We start from the raw sequence: 19,200 nt of genomic DNA, 5'->3' as shown, positions 1-19,200 counted from the left end.
AATTATACTTTGTCTAAATTCAATAAATTATCCATTCAAGCCAAATTAAAAATAGAAAGGATGACAACCACTAATAGCGAGTGATCAGTAATGCATTTTAAAAAGGAACCATGTTCAATTGAAAATCTGTAGTTTTCCAATCATTAAACGCAACCAACAAATCGCTATTTACTTGCAATGGAATACTTTGAGTATTTGTTGATTTTACGTTGTCCTTTTCTCTAGCTACACTTGCTATGACTGAAATTTGGTTTACAGCTTGATGATTTCCTATTCTACATACACTTAAATCCGGCGAGATGGTAATATCCATATCTAAATTTGCTGCTAAAGATAAACCCTTAATCGTTAATGCTCTAATCTCTTCGTCTACTATCCTACTGATAGTTAAAGAAATATCCTTATTTTGCTGTGTCGTTAATCGCACTTGTGAGTTATCCGCAGTTACCAGTATGGTATCCACGTCTCCTATGTTAGTTTTTATATTTTCCAATTTTATCATAGCGCCATTAGGCATAATATTATTGAAAGTATACGTGCCGCTTGCTGTTCCTCTAATCTTTCGTGTTAAGTTCTTTCCTGTCGGAAGTAAATATGCTCCTGGCACTAAGTAACATGGATGACTACCAGGAATTTCACTATAAATCTTTCCATTGATATGCCCTGCTTTTAAACCTAACTCATCGGTGATCTCAATATCTGCAGGGCTCAGCATAAAGTCCATTGCAAAGCCCAATACACCAAACGGTCCATTAAATGGCATATCATGATCAGCAAGTGTAAAGGCTCCGTTGGACATAATGCCAATCGTAATCTGCTTGTCTAGCCTAAATCCTTGCTTTTTATTATAGGTATAGGTTAATTTACCATCTACGGTACTAAACTCTAAGAAGCAGTCTGGATTGGTTTCGTTGTTACAATCATAGCAGTATAATTTAACGCCATCCAAGCTGTTTATGGTACTCAATGCATCTGCTGAAAGCTTAGGACCAGTATGACCTTTTGGGTATACAAATCTATAAGGATATAAACAATGAGAATCGCTAAGTTTATCAAAATATTCACTGTCCCATACTTCACCTGCTGGTATAAAAAACAATAAAGGCGTATTATTCCGATCACAGCCTCTAAGGAAAGCTGTCTCAATTGAACGAATCGCATAATCTACATTATCGGCGAAAGTACGACCCCAATCATGAAAATGAATCAAAGATTCTTTGCTTAACAACTTCCATGTATAGCGGTTAATTCTTCTATGATGTCTGCTTCCTGGATACCTGTAATATCCACATTATTTGTCCAAAGGTTATCAGCAACTTTCGTAGACATGGCTGTACAGAAACCCGTCGCCAATCCTCCATCTCCTTTACCTTTTAAAAAGTAGGTATAAAATACAAAGAAAGCGGCTGTTAACATCGGATGACCAAATATTGGGTCGAAAGATTCATGCCATACCTCACTTGAACCAAATGTCTTTTTAAACGTATCAAAACTTGGCTTTCCTATATTCGGATTATGGAATGATAGGTTGTTTTTGCCAAAGCGATAGGGTATTTCTAAAACTCCAGCTTGAGAGACACTGCGTTCATTACTAAGCATACCATCTGGATTTCTGACCTGTACTGAAACTAAAGATGAATTCCCTTGATTAAGAAAACCTATCATAATAAATGTTAATTCTTTACCAGAGGCTGCCACTTCTGCTGCAATATTTTGATTATTAATCAGTACCGATGCTCCCGGCACAAATGCTCTACCTCTCAATATTGTTGAAACTCCAGGCATCATCTGATCGGCAAATACGTCTAATTGCGGTTTTATTCGAATATTTACCCGATTGCTTTCAAAATTATCGGCTACTCGAAGTATAAATAATGCTTTAGAACCTCCTGAAGTATCCAACGGTAAAACGACATTCATACTTCCGTCAGCGTTTATATGATGCTGTAGTTCTATAGAACCATCAAAAATAACTTTATCTGAATTCGCAAAAGTAGTTCCTTTTACCACAATTGTATCTCCTGGAAAAGCCTCATATGTACTAACAGATGTAATAAATGGTCTTGTTAACTGTTCATTCCAAGCATCTAAAGAAAACTGAAAAAACTCATTAACACCATCTAAGCCATGATTATAGCCCGCGTGTCCGTTATAACCGCGTTGTCCGTTGGCACCAACATCGCCATTGCGCGCATTATGACAATAATCTTTATCATTTCCACTTCGACCACCCAATCCTCCATCGCCCCCAAATGCGCCTGCACCTCCTTGGCCTGGCTGTCCTCCTTGATTTTTCCAACGAAAGCTGTTGTTGGTAACCGTTCCGGCCAATGTACCCTGCAATACACCAATGCTGATATTACCACCATTTCCGCCATCACCACCGCGACCACCATCGCCGCCATTTCCACCATTTCCACCGCGACCACCATTTCCCGCATTTTTTTTACATTCATTAATTATTGGCCAATATGTACCCACACTTCCTCCTTGCCCATTTCCTCCTCGTCCTCCTCGTTGACCAACACCTCCTGTAATGCCATCTTCTCCATTTAAATCTATATTTGGTAAATTGGTCATGTTCTTAACCCACATTTCTAAGGATGGCGCCTTTCTGCCATTTGCTCCAATTATTCCAGCGGCTCCTTTCCCACCATAACCTCCAGCATACCCACTTCGTTGATCTTGATTGAATTCACGTTGTGCTGTATTATGATTTGGGATCCCATCTAAATAGGGATCATCAGCATGTCCTTGGGTATAACCTCCAGGTCGGCTCCATGAAATCTCTGCATTAGAACCACATATCACTTCTTCTGCCAAAATTATAAGCTTATCTACATCTGCAGACACTTCTAATCTACAATTTGTCAAATCCAATTTCTTAGCAATAATTATAGCTTCATTTTGTGATATGATATTTAAGGTGTTAAAATGATAATCCAAGGTTCCCAATTGTTGCCAGTTTTGAGGTTTATTTCCTTTTAGATTTTCTGTAAATAGCTTTTTATCATAAACAAATAACTGACCATCTTTTTTAGTGAACATATTCAGGCTTTCCTTAGCTCCCTTTACTTCGCCATTCGCCAGCTTTTTGTCCAATTTCTTCACCTTACCAAAACCTGCCTTTTTTTCTTCTAGCGGTCCTTCTTTCAAGAATTTTATATAGTTTATGCTATTTTTATTGGTCAGTTCTGTTGCCATTAAGCGACGTTTAGTTGCCATATCAGCTTTGATCAGGTCAACAGCCAATGTTGCCCAATGTTCAATAGGCTTAAATACAAAACCAGGTTGAATCCATATATTGCCCTTTTGTATCGTTCTATTTGAAGTGAATTTACGATCAGATTAAAGTTAAGTTTAAAAAAAACTTTACAGACTATCAATGAGTAAGTGACGGCAAACTCAGTATGAATAAGGAGAATCAATTAGGGAACAGCTGTTCAACCGGTCAACCGTAACTCGCCACCAAGATCTTGGCACTCGTCAGCAGGATCAAAAGGAGATAATTGCCTATAAAGGAAGCGTGATAGTAATCCTGACAGTAAAATCTTCCTCATCAGGTTTTTTGTCAATTGTGAGCGAAGCGGATTCTGCTAACTCATCACTACTGAGCATACGTAATCGTTCTTGTACTCCTTTTAAACCAAAGGAAGTACTTTTGAAATTGTTATTTCCAGTTTTAGGAAACTGATCAAAACCAACACCATTATCCAGAATTTCAATCCTAATTTCTTTTCCTTTTAAAGCTGTCCGGATCAATATCTTGCCTTTTTTGTCATGGAGATGCCTCATACCATGATGTACGGCATTTTCGACAATTGGCTGAATCAGCATCGATGGAATCTTTTTATTGCTTTTGATTAAGCGCTCATCCGATTGAATGCTATAGGTAAATATATGATCGAAACGTTCTTGCTCGAGATCCAGATACAGCTTGACCAATTGAAGTTCGGAAGCGATGGTCACCTTGGAGAATTGAGAATTCTCAAGTACGACACGGCTCAAAGTGGCGAATTTCTGAATCAGCTTGCTGGCCTGTACGGCATCATTTTCGACTACATAGGCCTCAATAGAATTCAAAATATTGAAAATAAAATGTGGATTCATCTGCGAACGAATAGCTTTCAGTTCACTCTCATATAATTGTTGCCGGAACTCTGAGGCCAATTTTTTTTCCTTTTCCATTTCCAGTATCTCGCTCTGCTCCCTGATCTTGCATTCATTTTGTTTCAACTCATGCTGTAAGGTTAGGCTAAATTCCTGTTGCATCCGATTAATTTTGGCCTGATGCGCAAGTCGATAGATCAAAATCAGTACTACTGCAAGAAAAACAAAAGACACTAGACCGATTTTAAACCATAAACCTTGATACCACAACAGTTTTACAGACACAGGTATACCCAGCTGTGCTTTCGACCAATTTCCATCCTGGTCCCCCACTCGTAGGACAAAACGGTAATCCCCGCCTGCAATATTGCTGTAAACAGCCTGTTGAATTGCGTCTGAATCAATCCATTCCCGATCAACCCCTTCTAGTTTATAGCTAAAACGTAAGGTCTTGTCCGCAAGCTGGCCGGGTACAGCAAACTGAAAAGAAAAGGTATTTTCATCAGGCTGGAGCGCAATCTTTCCATTTACAAGCCGATAGGTATTATCGCGGTTCAATATCCTGAACGCGCTTATAACGGGGGGCATATTTTCAGTTTTATTTCCAATCTCGGCCATCGGCCCTTTGATCAAACCTTTATCCGTCATCCAAACCAATACATCCGAATCAAAATAAAAACTATGGGTCGAAAATCGTTCGGGCGGGAATATGCCTTGACCTGCTCCCAATTGTAAAAACGTTTTAGACGTTGGATCAAAAATCATTACTCCATCTCGAGTGTTCATCCAGATTCGTCCTTTTATATCATTTTTTAGGGTATGGGCATAAAACAAAGGGAAACGATTACGGTCATTAGCCTGTAGGAAACGTGTTTTCCCTGGCTGTTCAACAATCATCCCTATACCCTGTTGGCTACTGCTATACCAAAAGTGGCGATCAATATCCAAAAGAAAGGAAAACACGGTATTGGCAGCAAGACTTTCTCCAGACTGCCGCTGATGCTTGAAATTAATAAACTTCATATTCACCTTATCCACTACTTTAACTGCACCGAAGCCATCCATTCCTAGCCAAAGAGAGCCAGAACTATCCTTTCCTAAGGTGATTACTTTATGATCAATAAGACCATTCTCTTTATTGTACAATACAACCCTATTCGTAGAAAGATCATATTGATATAATCCTGAGTTCCAGGAGCCGATCCATAGAATATCTCTTCCCTTTACTGAATCCCATATCACACTATTGCAGTCGGCTCGTTCAAGACCAAAAGAGTTTCCTACAATCTTTAACGCCCTAAGCTCTTTACGCATAGTATCAAAAACATAAATCCCGCTGTCTACGGTCGAGATGTAAATATAAATCCCTATAGCCACAAGTTGGCTGATCTTAAGGTTGTTTAGGGAGAAAGCTGATAAACGTAGCTGAAAATCTGGCGATAATTCACCAATCTGAGCCTTGGAGACATACCACTTCTTGTCACCTACTTTTAAGATATGCTGAATAGGATCAGTTTTAGTGCGTATGAGGTCTTTAATTAAATTTAACTTTTTCGAATAATAAAATAGCCCGTGATCTGAACAGATAAAATATCCTCCCTGTATGGATACAATACGGTTAATTTTAACAGCAGATCCCTCTGGAACAGCCCTGTTCCACGGTATCTCAACAACCTCCTTATGATATAGGTCATAACTGTACAGTTTGCCCCCACTATGGGCTGCCAATATTTTATTCTCTTCTGAGAAAAAGGAGACATCAGCGATATTGTTATCATAGTGTGCAACATTACGACCAATACTAAGAATATTTCGCTGTTCAATCCGCTTTTTTTGAGGCAATAACCGTATCAGATCATGATTATAATAGGCGGCAAAAACCTGCTCCCCTGCTCTACAGATTCCCGTGACCGCATTTTCACCCTTGTTTGACAGATCATAATGAACTGTCTTCCCAGAATTGGGTTCGTAAGAAAATAGGCCATGATAGCGCGTACCTATCCACAGAATCCCATGCTGATCTTCTTGGATGCGGAAAATAGTTACATAGGCTGCCGGTGCTAGTTTTACTACTGATATGCGTCCGGATACCGGATCCAGAATCTGTAGGTCTGTTTCTTGCCCACCAAAAAACACCTTGCCTCCTGACTCATGAACGGCATAAAGTTCATGTTTCTCAACATCTCCGTAAGCCGCTTTTGCACTATAACTAGTCCAGGCCTCATGCTGGGGTTTGGACCGATCATAAGATATTAAGCCCCGGTTATAGCTCGCAACCCAGATCTTATTATTACTGCCTATGCTGAGATTTCCCAGATCATATGAAAAATCTGAATTTTGCGTAAAACTAACAGGGAAAAAGGTATTCCCATCAAAATAGCAAAGGCCCTTTCCCGTTGTGATCCATACCAATCCTTTTTCATCGACAGCGGCATCTCTGACTTTGTCACTGGGGAGTCCCTCACGACTGGTAAAATGAAGAAAGTTATAAATCCGTTCCTGTGCCAGCCCCCGCGATAAGGTAAACATCACAAAGACAAATAGCCGAATCAATAACTTTACGTTAGCCATAACTGCAGGTTAAGTACGGGATAACAATTCCATGAGCAGGCTTTTTTTGGTTGGGGAAACTTCTAGCTCTGATCCGTCCGCAAGCTGTAAAGTGCCCCCTTCCCCTTTCTTATAGCGAATTACACAACTAAGATTGACGATCGTGCTCCGGTTGATCCGCAAAAAACAATCAGCATCCATCAATCCTTCAAACTCTTTCAATGTCCTGGAGACAATGATCTTGTTACCTGCAGAGAAATAGAACACCGAGTAGTTACTCATCGCTTCGATTTTGACGATCTCATCTTTTCTTACAAAATAAATACCTTCTGCAGTAGACAGGGCCAACCGTGATGCAGAACTACTCCCCACATGAATACCCTGTTTCTGGCGCTGTTTTTTCCGTTCAATCCGTTTGCATAATTTTTCAATTGCAACCGTTAGTTCATCAGTATCCACTGGTTTGAGCAGATAATCCAAAGCATCGGCGCGCAGGGCTTCAATAGCATATACATTATAGGCAGTAACAAAAATAACCTCGAAATCGATGTTTCCTAGATTTTCCAACAACTTAAATCCATCCATCAGCGGCATTTCGACATCTAGGAAAACGATATCTGGGCTAATGGATGGAAGGACTTTTAGTGCAACAAAGGGATCGTTAAATATCCGTTCGACAACAAGTCTATCCGCAAAAGCGCTGAGTTTATGCTGGAGTAAAGTGGCACCTTTCAGCTCATCATCAATAATGACTGCTTTTATCATAATTTATTCTATTTACATTGACACCTTCAAAACAATTGAATAGCTATCTTAAATATACGATATATTCAGCATGCTGAAGCATTTACAATTCTTCCGATACTTTATACCAATAAGACCGGACCACTTTAAATCTTCCACTCAGTTCTCTAGCCATTTTATTCCGACTTTAGGGCAAACTCTACCTGACTTACATCATTCAGATCCACTCCCTTGCGTTTCAGTCTCGCCATGGTTCCGCCCGGAATAATTATATAACGGTACTTAATTTGATCAGGTAATGGAAGGAGATTTCCACCATCGTAGACAAACCGGTAGACAATGATCCTATTCTCTTTCGGATGGTGTGAAATTGTACTCATTCTCCCTCCGGCTCTTGACGTATAAGGCAGCTGATAAATTCCGCCTCCATAATCCAGATAAACAATTACAGTTCCACTACTCAATATGGTTGTGGACAGTCCTTTTGCAGCAAGATGGCCAATTCTGACCGTCGTACCGTCCATAATAGAATCTTTAACCACTGTAGCACTTTGCCAACCACTGTAGAGTACATTAGCAGTACCCGTAGCACCTCTCAGGTTAACCCCTGTCCCCCATCCGGATGCAGTCTTAGGTCCAAAAAATTGATAACTATCCACCTTAAAATAGAAGTCGCCTACGGCACCCACTGACACCGCTGGAATTTGGGTGCCGCTCAGGATTTTGGATCCCGCCGTTCCATTGGCACCTGTCGCCCCCTTAAATGAAGTTGCCTGTCCCCATCCGGCATCTGTTTTGGGACCATACATTTCGGAAGTCGCTTTCCGGATATAATAATCTCCAGCTTTCCCCAGCGTAGCGACAGGAACCGCATCACCAGAGAAAATTGTCGCCCCGTCACCACCTTTTAACCCCTGAATTCCTTTGGCCCCCTGCTCACCTTTTTCACCTTTTTCGCCTTTTTCGCCAACGGCACCCTGCGGTCCAGTGTCTCCCTTTTTGCAGGAGAAAAAGATAATCAATCCTAGACTGACCATCAACATGCTTTTTAAAACTTTCATTTGAATAATTAGTTTTTAAACTTTATCCAAATATATTGTTGGCTCTGTTGCAAAAAATCAGTAATGAGCGAAACAGGAGTTTCATTGAGTGAATAAACCTAAATATCTAGTAGAGAAATTAAACTTAAGAAGAGTGTAAACGTATCATGCTGTACAATATGGGAGAATAGCCGATGCAATTAAAACATAATTTAAAATCTATAGGTACATTATTTTAATGGTCAAAATTATTCGATTTCACCGATTAGTAATTTCCGAAATAATATGATCAAAGCTTCCGAAGGCTCCACTCAAGTAACAACGCTTATCTATAGAATTTAGGTAGTGTAAAGCGAACTGTGTCACCAAGCTCTAATTGATGTTTGGCCCCCTTCGGGCCAAACATCAATTAGAGCCGCCGAAGGCTTTGATTCTATTACCAAATTTAATGTGTAGTTGTTGCATTGTCAAGCCCCAATTTCTGATAGGCATAGTCCATTTTTTAGAGACCTCTTTTACAACCATATACATAAGTTTCATCAGAGACTGATCAGAAGTAAAAGCCCCTTTGGTCTTTGTTACTTTGCGAATCTGCCTATGCATAGCTTCTATAGCATTAGTGGTATAAATCGCTCTCCTGATGTCTGGTGCATACTCAAAATAAGTCGAAAGATTTCCCCAGTTATCTAACCATCCTTTTACAGATAATGGATATTTCTTACCCCATTTATCTTCAAATTCTAAGAGATTTTCGTAGCCTTGATCTTGATTAGTGGCTTGATATATAGGCTTTAAGTCCGCTGCTACGGTCTTTTTATCTTTTTCAGGAACATACTTTAAGCTTGAACGGATTTGATGCACAATACAGAGTTGAACCTGGGTCTGTGGATAAACAGCTTCAATGGCTTCCGGGAACCCCTTTAACCCATCAATACAAGCAATCAAGATGTCCTCAACACCAAGTTGTTTTAACTCGGTCAAAACGGTTAACCAGAATTTAGTACCCTCACTTTCTGCATGATACATACCAAGAAGATCTTTCTTGCCTTCTCGGTTTATGCCTAATATGTTATAAACAGCTCGAGTACTGATAACCCCATTTTCTTTAACTTTATAGAACATACAATCCAAAAAAACAAACGGATAAACTGGATCTAAAGGACGTTGACGCCCTTCGTTCGTCGCAGGAATAACCTTATCAGTGATATGTGATATTTCACTAGCTGAAATATCCATAGCATACATTTCTTTTACATAATTAGAAATATCTCGTGTACTCATACCTTTGAAATACATCGCTATAACGTTGTCTTCCAGATTATTGGTGATAACAAGCTGTCGTTTAGATACGATTTTAGGCTCAAAGGTACCATTACGATCTCGGCTACTTTCTAGTTCAAAATGACCGGATTGAAGACTACGAACAGTCTTCTTGGTCTTGCCATTTCTTCGATTAGAATCTCCAGAGGCGCGGCTTTCTTCTAGGTGATTCTCTAGCTCACCTTCAAGCATAGATTCAAGTAAATGCTTTAACATTGGGGCAAAAATACCATCGGTACCGCCCATTTTCTTGCCGGCGTAAAGCCCTTCCATTGCTTCTTGCTTGAAGCGTTCAAAGTCAAATTTCTCTTTTCCCATTTTCTGTGTCTAATATAAAAATTCTTTATCTGACACAGTTCAATTTACACCCTCGTTTTCAACCGATTGTCTGTGATAGCTATCCTGTCAAATCCTGTTCCTGTCGATTTAAAAGTGTTGATACCGTTTTTAAATCCGCTTTTGATCTGGTTTCCGCTCACATTGATATCTGATGATCTGCGTACCGAAGAAGATTGAATATCGATACCGACCTCATTGGAATCATTCCCCTCAATAATATTTCCCTCTACGGAACAGTTGTTGACCGTATATAACGAGATGCCCGTTTTCCCAACGCCCAAAACAACATTTCCGGCAGTTTGATCCAGGGCTAAAAATCCACTTTCAAAATATCTTGTTCAAAAAATTATCCTGTCTATCAGACTATCAACGAGATGTAATGCGATAGATATGCAATTCTATTTCTTATCCTATGCAAAGTCGATCGAAGAACAAATCTGTTAGATTTGTAAGACTGCAAATGATCAAAATTTAGATAGAATAGATAAATGTTCCTAATATGAAATCAATATTTGAGAAAAACATAAGAGAAGCGGTCATCGAAAGAATTAATTTATTACACGAGGACAGCGATGCTCTTTGGGGAAAAATGACAGTAACGCAAATGGTCAGGCATTGTATATTATGTGAACAATATTACCAAGGATCCATAAAGGTTAAGCGTTCATTTTTAGGGAGAATTTTTGGTCAAAATGCGATAAAGGGGATATTGAAAGATGAAACAACAAGTTTTGGCAAAAACGCACCCACATCCGCTGTATTTATCGTAAATGAAGACATACATGATTTAGAAATAGAGAAACGAAATTGGAAATTATTAATCGAGCAATATGAAACATTTGAAAAAGATACATTTGTACATTGGTTCTTTGGTAGAATGTCCAGAGCCCAATTAGGTCAGTTCATATACAAACATTGCAACCACCATTTAAAGCAGTTTGGAGCGTAACCCAAAAAGCCACGGAACCGCTACATGTGTCAGACGTTATAACGGGTTCGTTCGAGGGCAGGTATCTGAAAATGGAATAGGTCATTATTGGTGTAATGTTTCAACACGCAGGATTGTGTTTAATCTCGGATATGATCTATTATAAAAAAAGCGCCATAGAACAAACTCAAGTTATTTATTTATATTTGATCTGCTCAATTTCTTTAATTTGAATAGTATTCTACTAATATAAATGGGAAAACCTGTATTTTTATATCTGATTTTATTTTTTATAGCCACAATTTCCAAAACTAAAGCGATTGCTTTAAAAGACTCCTCAATTCTCAATCTTACTAATCTCATTCAAAATAAAGATACTTTTGTTGAGCAAAAAGAGCTTTATCTTTCCCTAATAAAAAAAAAGCTGGACAATAGCACCGAAAATCTGAATCTAAAATTTGAATTACAAAAACAGCTGAGTAGCTCATACGCATCCTATAAATCTGATTCCGCTATTTATTATGCTAAGAAAAATTTGGAACTGGCAAATAAACTTCAGAGTCCAAATTGGATACTAGAAACTGAATTAGACCTTTCTCTACATTATCTGGTCGCAGGTATGTACATTGATTCTAAAGATATTTTGGATAGAATACCCATCCAAAAATTAAACAATCACCTAAAAATAAAATATCTGGATGCTCAAAAGAACTTTTTCAAGTTTTACGCATACCATAATTATAACCAAAAAAATTATTTAGCAATTAGCCATAATTATCGTGATTCTTTATTAACACTGCTTGATGAATCTTCGAATCACTACAAAATGGTATATGCAGAAAAACTGATCGACCTGAACAAAATAAAAGAGGCTAAAGTAATCTTGAATTCAATATTCGCGACAATAAAGGAAGATAGCCATGAAAAAGCAATGCTTGCATTTTCACTTTCAGAAATATACCGAAAGGAAGGCAATGTAGGCAAGCAGTGTGAACTGCTGATTATATCCGCTGCTTGCGATATTAAAAATGCGATAAAAGAAAATACTTCCATGCAAGCGTTAGCATTTTTACTGCACCAACAAGGTTACATCGATGAATCCTATATGTGTATAAAATCATCGCTTGAAGACGCAATCTTCTGCAATGCTAAATTTAGGACCTATGAAGTTTCTCAAATCTTCCCAATTATTGATACCTCCTACCAGGAACATCAAAAACAAAAAAAGGAGCAATTGTTTACGTTTTTAATTGTTGCTTCCGTCCTTTCCATATTATTGATACTAGCGATAATATATGTTTATAAACAGATGAGAAAAGTGAGTAGGTTCAGGCTCGAATTATTTAAAGCAAATCAGGATCTCAATAAACTAAATGAAGAATTACAAACTAAAAATGAAGAGTATAAAATTGTAAACAACAAATTGGCCAAAACGAACAATTTGCTGTATGAATCCAATCACATCAAAGAGGTATACATCGGACATTTTCTTGATATCTGTTCAATGTACATCACGAAATTGGAGAAATTTCAGACCTTAATAAAGAAAATGATCATGGGAGACAAAATTTCGGAGCTCCTTAACCTGGTCAAATCTAACGAGAGAATAGACAAAGAGAAAAAGGAACTGTTTAATACCTTTGATCATATTTTTCTTCATCTCTTTCCCAGTTTTGTAGACGATTTAAACTCGTTGCTTACCGAAGATGGAAAGATAATGCTTAAAACGAATGAGCTCTTGAATACCGAATTGCGCATCTTCGCCCTAATCAGACTCGGTGTAAATGATTCATCCAAAATTGCTGGATTTCTCCATTGTTCCTTAAACACAATTTATACTTATCGTGCAAAAATTAAAAGCAAAGCTATCATAGATAAGGATGAATTTGATAAAAACATCATGCAGATCGGAACGATTAAAAGTATTTAGAAACAAGACACCCGATACTTTTAAATACCCATCTATACAGCTTTGATTCGCTGTATTACATATCGTACTGCGTGCTAAATTTAGATTATTTGGTACGCTAAATGCAATTTCCCCACCTAATTTACTGCCGTTATATCTATATTTTTCTTTGGAAAAATATAGACATAACACCTAATAATCAAATACTTAAACATTCTCTAGACTTATATTTTGCGTTTACGATCTTTTTCCTGGGATTTGGTTTTTCTAGATTTGGAACTGTAACCAATGGCTGTTTTAGAAACTACCTAAGCAGCAAAAAAGGGATAATTTAAAAATTTTAAACAACCAATTTATGAGGGTAATCTATTTAAGACAGTGCTCGTCTTTAAAGTATCTATTAACTGTGTTTATGTGGATACTGATAATGACATGGGTACAAGCTCAAGAAAAAAACATTCAAGGGAAAATTCTTGATGTGACAGGTAAACCAATGGCCGGTGTTTCTATTACCGTATCCGGAAAACCAAAAGCTACTAAAACAGATGACGAAGGAAGATTTTCACTATCCGCAGTAAATGTCGGGGATAAATTACAGATAAGTTTTCTAGGCTATAAAAAATTGGAAAAGAATATTGATAACGCCACTGTCTATAATCTAACGCTTGAAACAAATGAAGAAAGATTAGCTGACGTTGTAGTAGTTGGCTACGGAACTCTAGATAAAAAAGAAGTAACCAGCGCCATTACACATCTAAACGGTAAGGATCTCAACGTATTTGGTGGAAATGGCGTACTTAATGCTCTTGCTGGCAAGGTAGCCGGACTCAGTGTAGTAAACACTGGCCAGTCAGATCCGAATTCCTCTCCCAGTCTGCAACTACGTGGTGTGTCTTCCCGCAACGCCGGACTTGGACCGCTTTATGTGGTTAATGGTGTTCCTGGGGGAAATGTTGACAACTTAAATCAAAACGATATTGAATCAATCGATATACTCAAAGGAGGTGCAGCTTCTGCTATCTATGGAACACGTGGGAGCAATGGCGTAATTATTATCACAACAAAAAAAGGCACATCTGAGCCTTACGCATTTTATGATGGATATGCGAGTTTTGACTTACCGAATAACCGTATCCAGGTTCTCAGTGCCGAAGATTTTTTAAAACACAACCGAGGAACGGATTTTGGAGGAAATACCAATTGGTTTAACGAAGTATCGCGCAAATTCGCCTTTAATCAAAAAAACACGCTTCAGTTAGCTGGTGGAAACAAACAAACCAATTATATCGTCTCATTTGACCTGCGCAATGCTCATGGATTGGACTTACGTTCAGACAAGAAAGAATACGGGGCGCGGTTGAATCTGTCCCATACCTCGGCCAATAACCTGTATACAGCCACTGTAACCATTGCGCCCAGATTCCTTAAAGCAAATAATGCCAGTTATAATGCATTCAATCAAAGTTTGACACTAAATCCAACATTGCCGGTGATGGATGCAAAAAATCCAAACTTATTCAATTATATCAATACGGGTTTTTCTGGTGCTTATAATCCTGTTGAAGAGCTTCGCACGGTATTGGATGGAACAGAGGGCAAGTACCTGGACTGGAATGCAGCTTTTAAACTTAACATTTTGGAAAACTTGTCTACGCAGGTAACGTTGGCACAACAATCTTCTGATTTTTTTGATTTCAATTTTACACCGTCCTACAATACAGGCGCGATTAATGGAAATAGTGGTAGAAATTCAGCAGGAAGAAATTATAAAAAAAGTGACCAGTATGTATTTGAATGGACAGGAAACTACAAACAAAGTTTCGGAAGACATAATATTAACGTATTAGGAGGATATGCATATAATTATTTTCTGTATTCAGGAATGAATGCAGGTAACCAAAATTTCCCATCCGATGTACTGACGTATAACAATCTGGGCTCAGGTCAATATGACGTCCCTATTCCTACCAATCCACAGCCTGGTGATTACACATTCAGATCGGTTGGTTCATATAAAAATGATGCGAAACTGATCGCTTTTTTTGGAAGGGTAAATTATGATTTGGCAAATAAATATTATGCATCGGCAAGTTTGCGCTATGAAGGCTCTTCTAAATTTGGAAGACTGAACAAATGGGGTTATTTCCCCGCGCTCTCCTTAGGCTGGCGAATTATGGAAGAGGATTTCTTTCCGAAAGCTTCTTGGATCAATGACCTGAAACTTCGAGCAGATTACGGTGAGACGGGTAATCAGGACTTTGGCAGTTACCTTTCGTTGGATACTTATCAAGGTTATGGTTATTTTGCGTTTAACGGGGCATCGTACCAAGTTTGGGGTCCCAGTCAGAATACCAACTATGACCTTCGTTGGGAAAAAGCACAGAACTTAAATTTCGGTGTCGATTTTGATCTTTTCCAACGAAAAATAAGTGGTAGTATCAATTATTATGTACGTACCAATAAAGATCTGCTAGGCTCTTATAACGTTCCGGTTCCACCATTCGTTTTAACAACAACCTTTGCCAATGTAGGTACTATGAAAAATTCGGGCCTGGAGGTTCAATTAAATGCTAAAATCCTCACCCAGAAAGATTTTTCATATTCGGTAAGTTTCGCTGGAGCATCAAATAGCAATAAATTCGTTTCCTTTTCAAATGACATTTATAAGGGGCAAAACTTTCAATTCATGTCCTATATGCCTTCGCCGGGGTCTCCCGGACCAGCTCAACGTTTGGAAGAAGGACGGAGAATCGGCAGTTTCTATATGTACGAATCTGCCGGTATCGACGCCACTGGACGTTTGATGGTGTATGATAAGGACAACAATATTATACCCGGAAACACAGCAAAGGAAGAAGATAAACGTTTTGTAGGCAATGGATTACCATTGTTTACCGCTAGTTTGGGACAGAACTTTACCTACAAAAACTTCGATCTTTCGGTATTTTTACGAGGTTCATTTAAATACGACCTCTTTAACACTACAGCTTTTTATCTGGGAACCCCAGTTACGCAATCTGGTGCGAACGTGCTCAAATCGGCTTATGGAAATGGCAAATATGCTGCGTTGACCAATGCAGAGACCTATTCTACTCTTTCGGATTACTTCTTGGAGAAAGGTGATTTTGTAAAAATCGACAATATTACGATTGGTTATAATATCAAACCTCCTGTCAAGCAAATCAGTTCGATCCGGGTGTATGCCGTAGCACGGAATCTATATACTTTCACCAAGTTTACAACAGGTGATCCTGAAGCAATATCCGTTAATGGACTAACACCCGGTATAAATACTTCCTTGTCTTACTATCCATCGACGGCGCAATTCCTAGCAGGCTTACAGGTTAAATTCTAACGATTAAACACAACAAAGAGATGAAATTTTCATTACGTTATATAATTCCCCTTTCCATTAGCACCCTAATTTTGGGAAGCGCAAGCTGTACCAAGCTTGACGAAACCTTATATGATAAAATTACTTCTGACAATTTCTTACAGAAAAGAGAAGATGTGATCCGTGATTTTTTGAGACCGTTTGAACATGCCTTTTGGTCGATTCAGGGTGGTGGTCTCTTTTACGCGCAGGAACTCCCTGCCGACCAATTGATGACCCCAAATAGAGATGGCGACTGGTTTGATGGAGGCAAATACCAACGGGCTCATTACCATACCTGGACAGTTCAGGATGATTATACCAGTGATATGTGGAAAGCTCTTTTTCAGGGTATCAGTTTAGCGACAAACTCGCTTGAGGATATCGAAAAGGTGGATATCCAAAAAGTTCAGATCACTGAAGCGGAAAAGGCCGACTTTGTGGCTGAGCTGAAGACACTCCGGGCCTGGTTCAACCTACGGGCTTTTGATTTATACCGGAATATTCCACTGGTAACAAAAGTAAAGGGTGAAACTGCAACTCCGCCGCAAGCGACACCTGCTGAAACCTTCGCCTTTATTGAAAAAGAGCTGAAAGATGCTATTCCCGGATTGCCACTCCGTCAGGATCTCGGCACAACGGGGATTGGTAGATGGACAAAAGGCGGAGCTGCAGCCTTGTTGGCCAGACTTTATCTGAATGCTGAAGTTTATACGGGTCAAAGCAAATATGCTGAATGTGCTGCGGTATGTCAGGATATCATAGACGGAAAATATGGCAATTACCAATTGGAAACGATATGGTCAAAACCTTTTGATTACGATAACGCAAATTCCAGTGAAGTTATCTACGGATTCCCTGCAACTTTGGCCCGCACACACTGGCATTATAGTTCGGATATGTATTGGTGGATGGCACCGCATCAGGCTCAAAATTTCTTCGGCTTTACCGATTTCGGAAATATGAATACCCGCTATGCCCTTCAGCCAGGACGGGATGTGGACAGTGTCGAGTATAATTTTTCCCTCGGTAAACCCTTTATCAAATTTCAGCGCTATCCAGATGATCTTCGATTAAAGAAATATAAAAATCTTGGCAATAGTAAACGAGAAGGGATGTTTTTGTTCGGTTACCTCCCCTATTATAGCGATCCGACAAAATTGGTCAAAAGCAACCGAGGATATACCATCTTTGCCCGTGATCAGGTGGGATGGTTTAAAGATACCCCTCCGGGAACAAAGATCGCAGATAAAGAATCCAATATGAACCATGCAGATGACAACTCTGGCTTATGGGTTGCGAAATATCCGATATATCCTTCAAAGGATCCAAATACCATTTCTTCGGCATTTGCAGAGATTAGACTTGCTGAAATTTATTATTCACTAGCTGAATGTAAATATAGAACCGGCGATAAAGGATCCGCCGCAAAATTGTTGAATGCGGTGCGTAAGCGTAACTATCCAACTGGCTCAAACAGCCTGTACCTGGAGTCGGGACAGCAATTGAGCGATCAGGAAATGATCGATGAATGGGGTCGTGAGTTCCTGGTCGAAGGAAGACGCCGAACCGATTTAATTCGTTGGGGTAAATTCAATTCTGGAAAATGGTGGGATAAAGAACCTGATAATAGTGATCATACTAAAATTTATCCTATTGGTCAGAGTGTTTTCACACTAACTCCGTCATTGCAACAGAATCCCGGATACTAATCAGTTTTAGTAAGTATAAAACCTTTTGAAAGTTATGAAATTTAATTGGAAAATAAGATTGTCGGCTTCAAAGCAACTTGGAAATATCCTGCTATGGGGCGTATGTTTAATAATGGTGCAGTCCTGTTCGAAAGAACTGGATGCACCTAACCCACTGCCATTCGAAATTACGGATATTACAGCATCTGCCGATAAAGTGGTCATTAATCCGAGTAAGCCGTCTGAGGATGCGCTTACGGTTTCGTGGCCGGCATTTTCAAACTCAATGATCTCTTATAAAATAATCCTGGCAAACGGTGAGCAACGGGATAGTGTAGCAGTCGCCTCTGGAGCGATAAGCAAACGGTTTACCCAGGGTGAATTGAACGCTATACTAGTTGAAAAATTGAAGATGACGGTCAATGTAGAGTCCAAATTGGATATTACGGTGCTCGGACTAATTCCGTCAAAAACGCTGTCCGCTACATCGAAAACAATCAGCATACAGGTTGTTCCTGGTCCGGTCGGTGCGGCGTATGCATCCCTATGGGTGGTGGGCGATGCTACGCCAAATGGCTGGAATATTGAGAACCCAAATGCAATGAAGAAAGATCCGACCAACGCCTTTCAGTTTAAGTTTAATGAAGTATTGAATGCTGGTGACTTTAAAATCCCTGTAGCGACAGGAAATTGGGGGACAGATTTCTTTATGCCTTTAGCAAACCATCCAAAACTTTCCGAAACTGGTGTTCAGCTGGTTCCGGGTGGAAACCCTGATTATAAATGGAACATCGCAGCTGCTGGCGCTTACAAGATTCTGCTTAATATCAGTGCAACCCCATTTATAACGATCAAACCTTTTACCCCGTACAAGCAGATATGGCTCGTGGGGGACGCCGTGCCTTCTGGTTGGACAATAGATAATCCAACACCGATGGTGCCTACCGCAGGAAACCCTTATGAGTTTACTTATACAGGCTCATTAAAAGTAGGCGAATTTAAGATCCCAACCGCAACCGGAAGCTGGGACGGAGATTTCTTCATGCCACCAACCAATGGAGAAGGAACAACAGGAAAAGATGCAATAATTATCGCTGAGGGTAAAATCGACAACAAATGGAAAATTACCGAAGCTGGAACGTATAAAATTACCTTCAACCAGCTTTACGAAACAATTTCAATTGTCAAAAACTAGG

At 39.3% G+C, this 19,200-nt stretch carries 12 protein-coding genes; 5 read left to right on the top strand and 7 right to left on the bottom strand.

Features of this window, described 5'->3' with window-relative positions:
- Positions 1-97 precede the first annotated feature (97 nt).
- From DTA23_RS20880 to DTA23_RS20850, 7 genes are all read right to left on the bottom strand, one after another.
- Complete coding sequence (locus DTA23_RS20880) at positions 98-1,228, bottom strand: hypothetical protein (protein ID WP_112375929.1); 1,131 nt, start codon at positions 1,226-1,228, stop codon at positions 98-100.
- Positions 1,222-3,225: a hypothetical protein gene (locus DTA23_RS30080; RefSeq protein ID WP_146753163.1), complete on the bottom strand. Its 2,004-nt coding sequence runs from the start codon at positions 3,223-3,225 to the stop codon at positions 1,222-1,224. The genes DTA23_RS20880 and DTA23_RS30080 overlap by 7 nt, the downstream gene beginning before the upstream one ends.
- A 288-nt stretch (positions 3,226-3,513) precedes the next feature.
- On the bottom strand, positions 3,514-6,681 hold the full coding sequence (locus DTA23_RS20870; protein ID WP_112375927.1) for a sensor histidine kinase: 3,168 nt from the start codon (positions 6,679-6,681) through the stop codon (positions 3,514-3,516).
- A 9-nt stretch (positions 6,682-6,690) separates the two neighbouring features.
- The gene (locus DTA23_RS20865; RefSeq protein WP_112375926.1) at positions 6,691-7,425 is read right to left on the bottom strand and encodes a LytR/AlgR family response regulator transcription factor; all 735 of its coding nucleotides are present in this window, start codon (positions 7,423-7,425) and stop codon (positions 6,691-6,693) included.
- Between the two features lie 155 nt (positions 7,426-7,580).
- Positions 7,581-8,465, bottom strand: coding sequence for a hypothetical protein (locus DTA23_RS20860; protein ID WP_112375925.1), 885 nt, complete (start codon positions 8,463-8,465; stop codon positions 7,581-7,583).
- 384 nt (positions 8,466-8,849) lie between these two features.
- Entirely contained in the window at positions 8,850-10,082 is a 1,233-nt protein-coding gene (locus DTA23_RS20855) for an IS256 family transposase (protein WP_112375924.1), read from the bottom strand.
- Between the two features lie 44 nt (positions 10,083-10,126).
- Positions 10,127-10,384 (bottom strand): right-handed parallel beta-helix repeat-containing protein, encoded by a 258-nt coding sequence (locus DTA23_RS20850; protein ID WP_172462477.1) that lies wholly within the window; start codon positions 10,382-10,384, stop codon positions 10,127-10,129.
- A gap of 218 nt (positions 10,385-10,602) precedes the next feature.
- Between DTA23_RS20850 and DTA23_RS20845 the strand changes: the two genes are divergently transcribed.
- From DTA23_RS20845 to DTA23_RS20825, 5 genes are all read left to right on the top strand, one after another.
- Positions 10,603-11,052, top strand: a complete 450-nt coding sequence (locus tag DTA23_RS20845) for a DUF1569 domain-containing protein (RefSeq protein ID WP_112375922.1) — start codon at positions 10,603-10,605, stop codon at positions 11,050-11,052.
- Between the two features lie 232 nt (positions 11,053-11,284).
- The gene (gene susR, locus DTA23_RS20840; RefSeq protein ID WP_112375921.1) at positions 11,285-12,961 is read left to right on the top strand and encodes a SusR family glycan utilization regulator; all 1,677 of its coding nucleotides are present in this window, start codon (positions 11,285-11,287) and stop codon (positions 12,959-12,961) included.
- A gap of 391 nt (positions 12,962-13,352) precedes the next feature.
- Positions 13,353-16,295, top strand: coding sequence for a SusC/RagA family TonB-linked outer membrane protein (locus DTA23_RS20835; RefSeq protein ID WP_174890607.1), 2,943 nt, complete (start codon positions 13,353-13,355; stop codon positions 16,293-16,295).
- A 20-nt stretch (positions 16,296-16,315) separates the two neighbouring features.
- Positions 16,316-18,025 carry a RagB/SusD family nutrient uptake outer membrane protein gene (locus DTA23_RS20830; RefSeq protein WP_112375919.1) on the top strand — a complete coding sequence of 570 codons (1,710 nt, stop codon included), beginning with the start codon at positions 16,316-16,318 and terminating at the stop codon, positions 18,023-18,025.
- A 34-nt stretch (positions 18,026-18,059) separates the two neighbouring features.
- Positions 18,060-19,199, top strand: a complete 1,140-nt coding sequence (locus DTA23_RS20825; RefSeq protein ID WP_112375918.1) for a SusE domain-containing protein — start codon at positions 18,060-18,062, stop codon at positions 19,197-19,199.
- The last annotated feature ends 1 nt before the right edge of the window (position 19,200 follow it).

This window comes from Sphingobacterium multivorum (assembly GCF_900457465.1).
GTDB lineage: Bacteria > Bacteroidota > Bacteroidia > Sphingobacteriales > Sphingobacteriaceae > Sphingobacterium > Sphingobacterium multivorum.
Note: the sequence above shows the minus strand (reverse complement) of the source record. Positions and strands in the feature narration are given on the sequence as shown.

Bases quoted from the DNA above. Each gene is read 5' to 3' on its own strand.
- DTA23_RS30080 (WP_146753163.1), bottom strand. From the start codon at position 3,225: ATGGCAACTAAACGTCGCTTAATGGCAACAGAACTGACCAATAAAAAT.
- DTA23_RS20870 (WP_112375927.1), bottom strand. From the start codon at position 6,681: ATGGCTAACGTAAAGTTATTGATTCGGCTATTTGTCTTTGTGATGTTT.
- DTA23_RS20865 (WP_112375926.1), bottom strand. From the start codon at position 7,425: ATGATAAAAGCAGTCATTATTGATGATGAGCTGAAAGGTGCCACTTTA.
- DTA23_RS20860 (WP_112375925.1), bottom strand. From the start codon at position 8,465: ATGAAAGTTTTAAAAAGCATGTTGATGGTCAGTCTAGGATTGATTATC.
- DTA23_RS20855 (WP_112375924.1), bottom strand. From the start codon at position 10,082: ATGGGAAAAGAGAAATTTGACTTTGAACGCTTCAAGCAAGAAGCAATG.
- DTA23_RS20845 (WP_112375922.1), top strand. From the start codon at position 10,603: ATGAAATCAATATTTGAGAAAAACATAAGAGAAGCGGTCATCGAAAGA.
- susR (WP_112375921.1), top strand. From the start codon at position 11,285: ATGGGAAAACCTGTATTTTTATATCTGATTTTATTTTTTATAGCCACA.
- DTA23_RS20835 (WP_174890607.1), top strand. From the start codon at position 13,353: ATGTGGATACTGATAATGACATGGGTACAAGCTCAAGAAAAAAACATT.
- DTA23_RS20830 (WP_112375919.1), top strand. From the start codon at position 16,316: ATGAAATTTTCATTACGTTATATAATTCCCCTTTCCATTAGCACCCTA.
- DTA23_RS20825 (WP_112375918.1), top strand. From the start codon at position 18,060: ATGAAATTTAATTGGAAAATAAGATTGTCGGCTTCAAAGCAACTTGGA.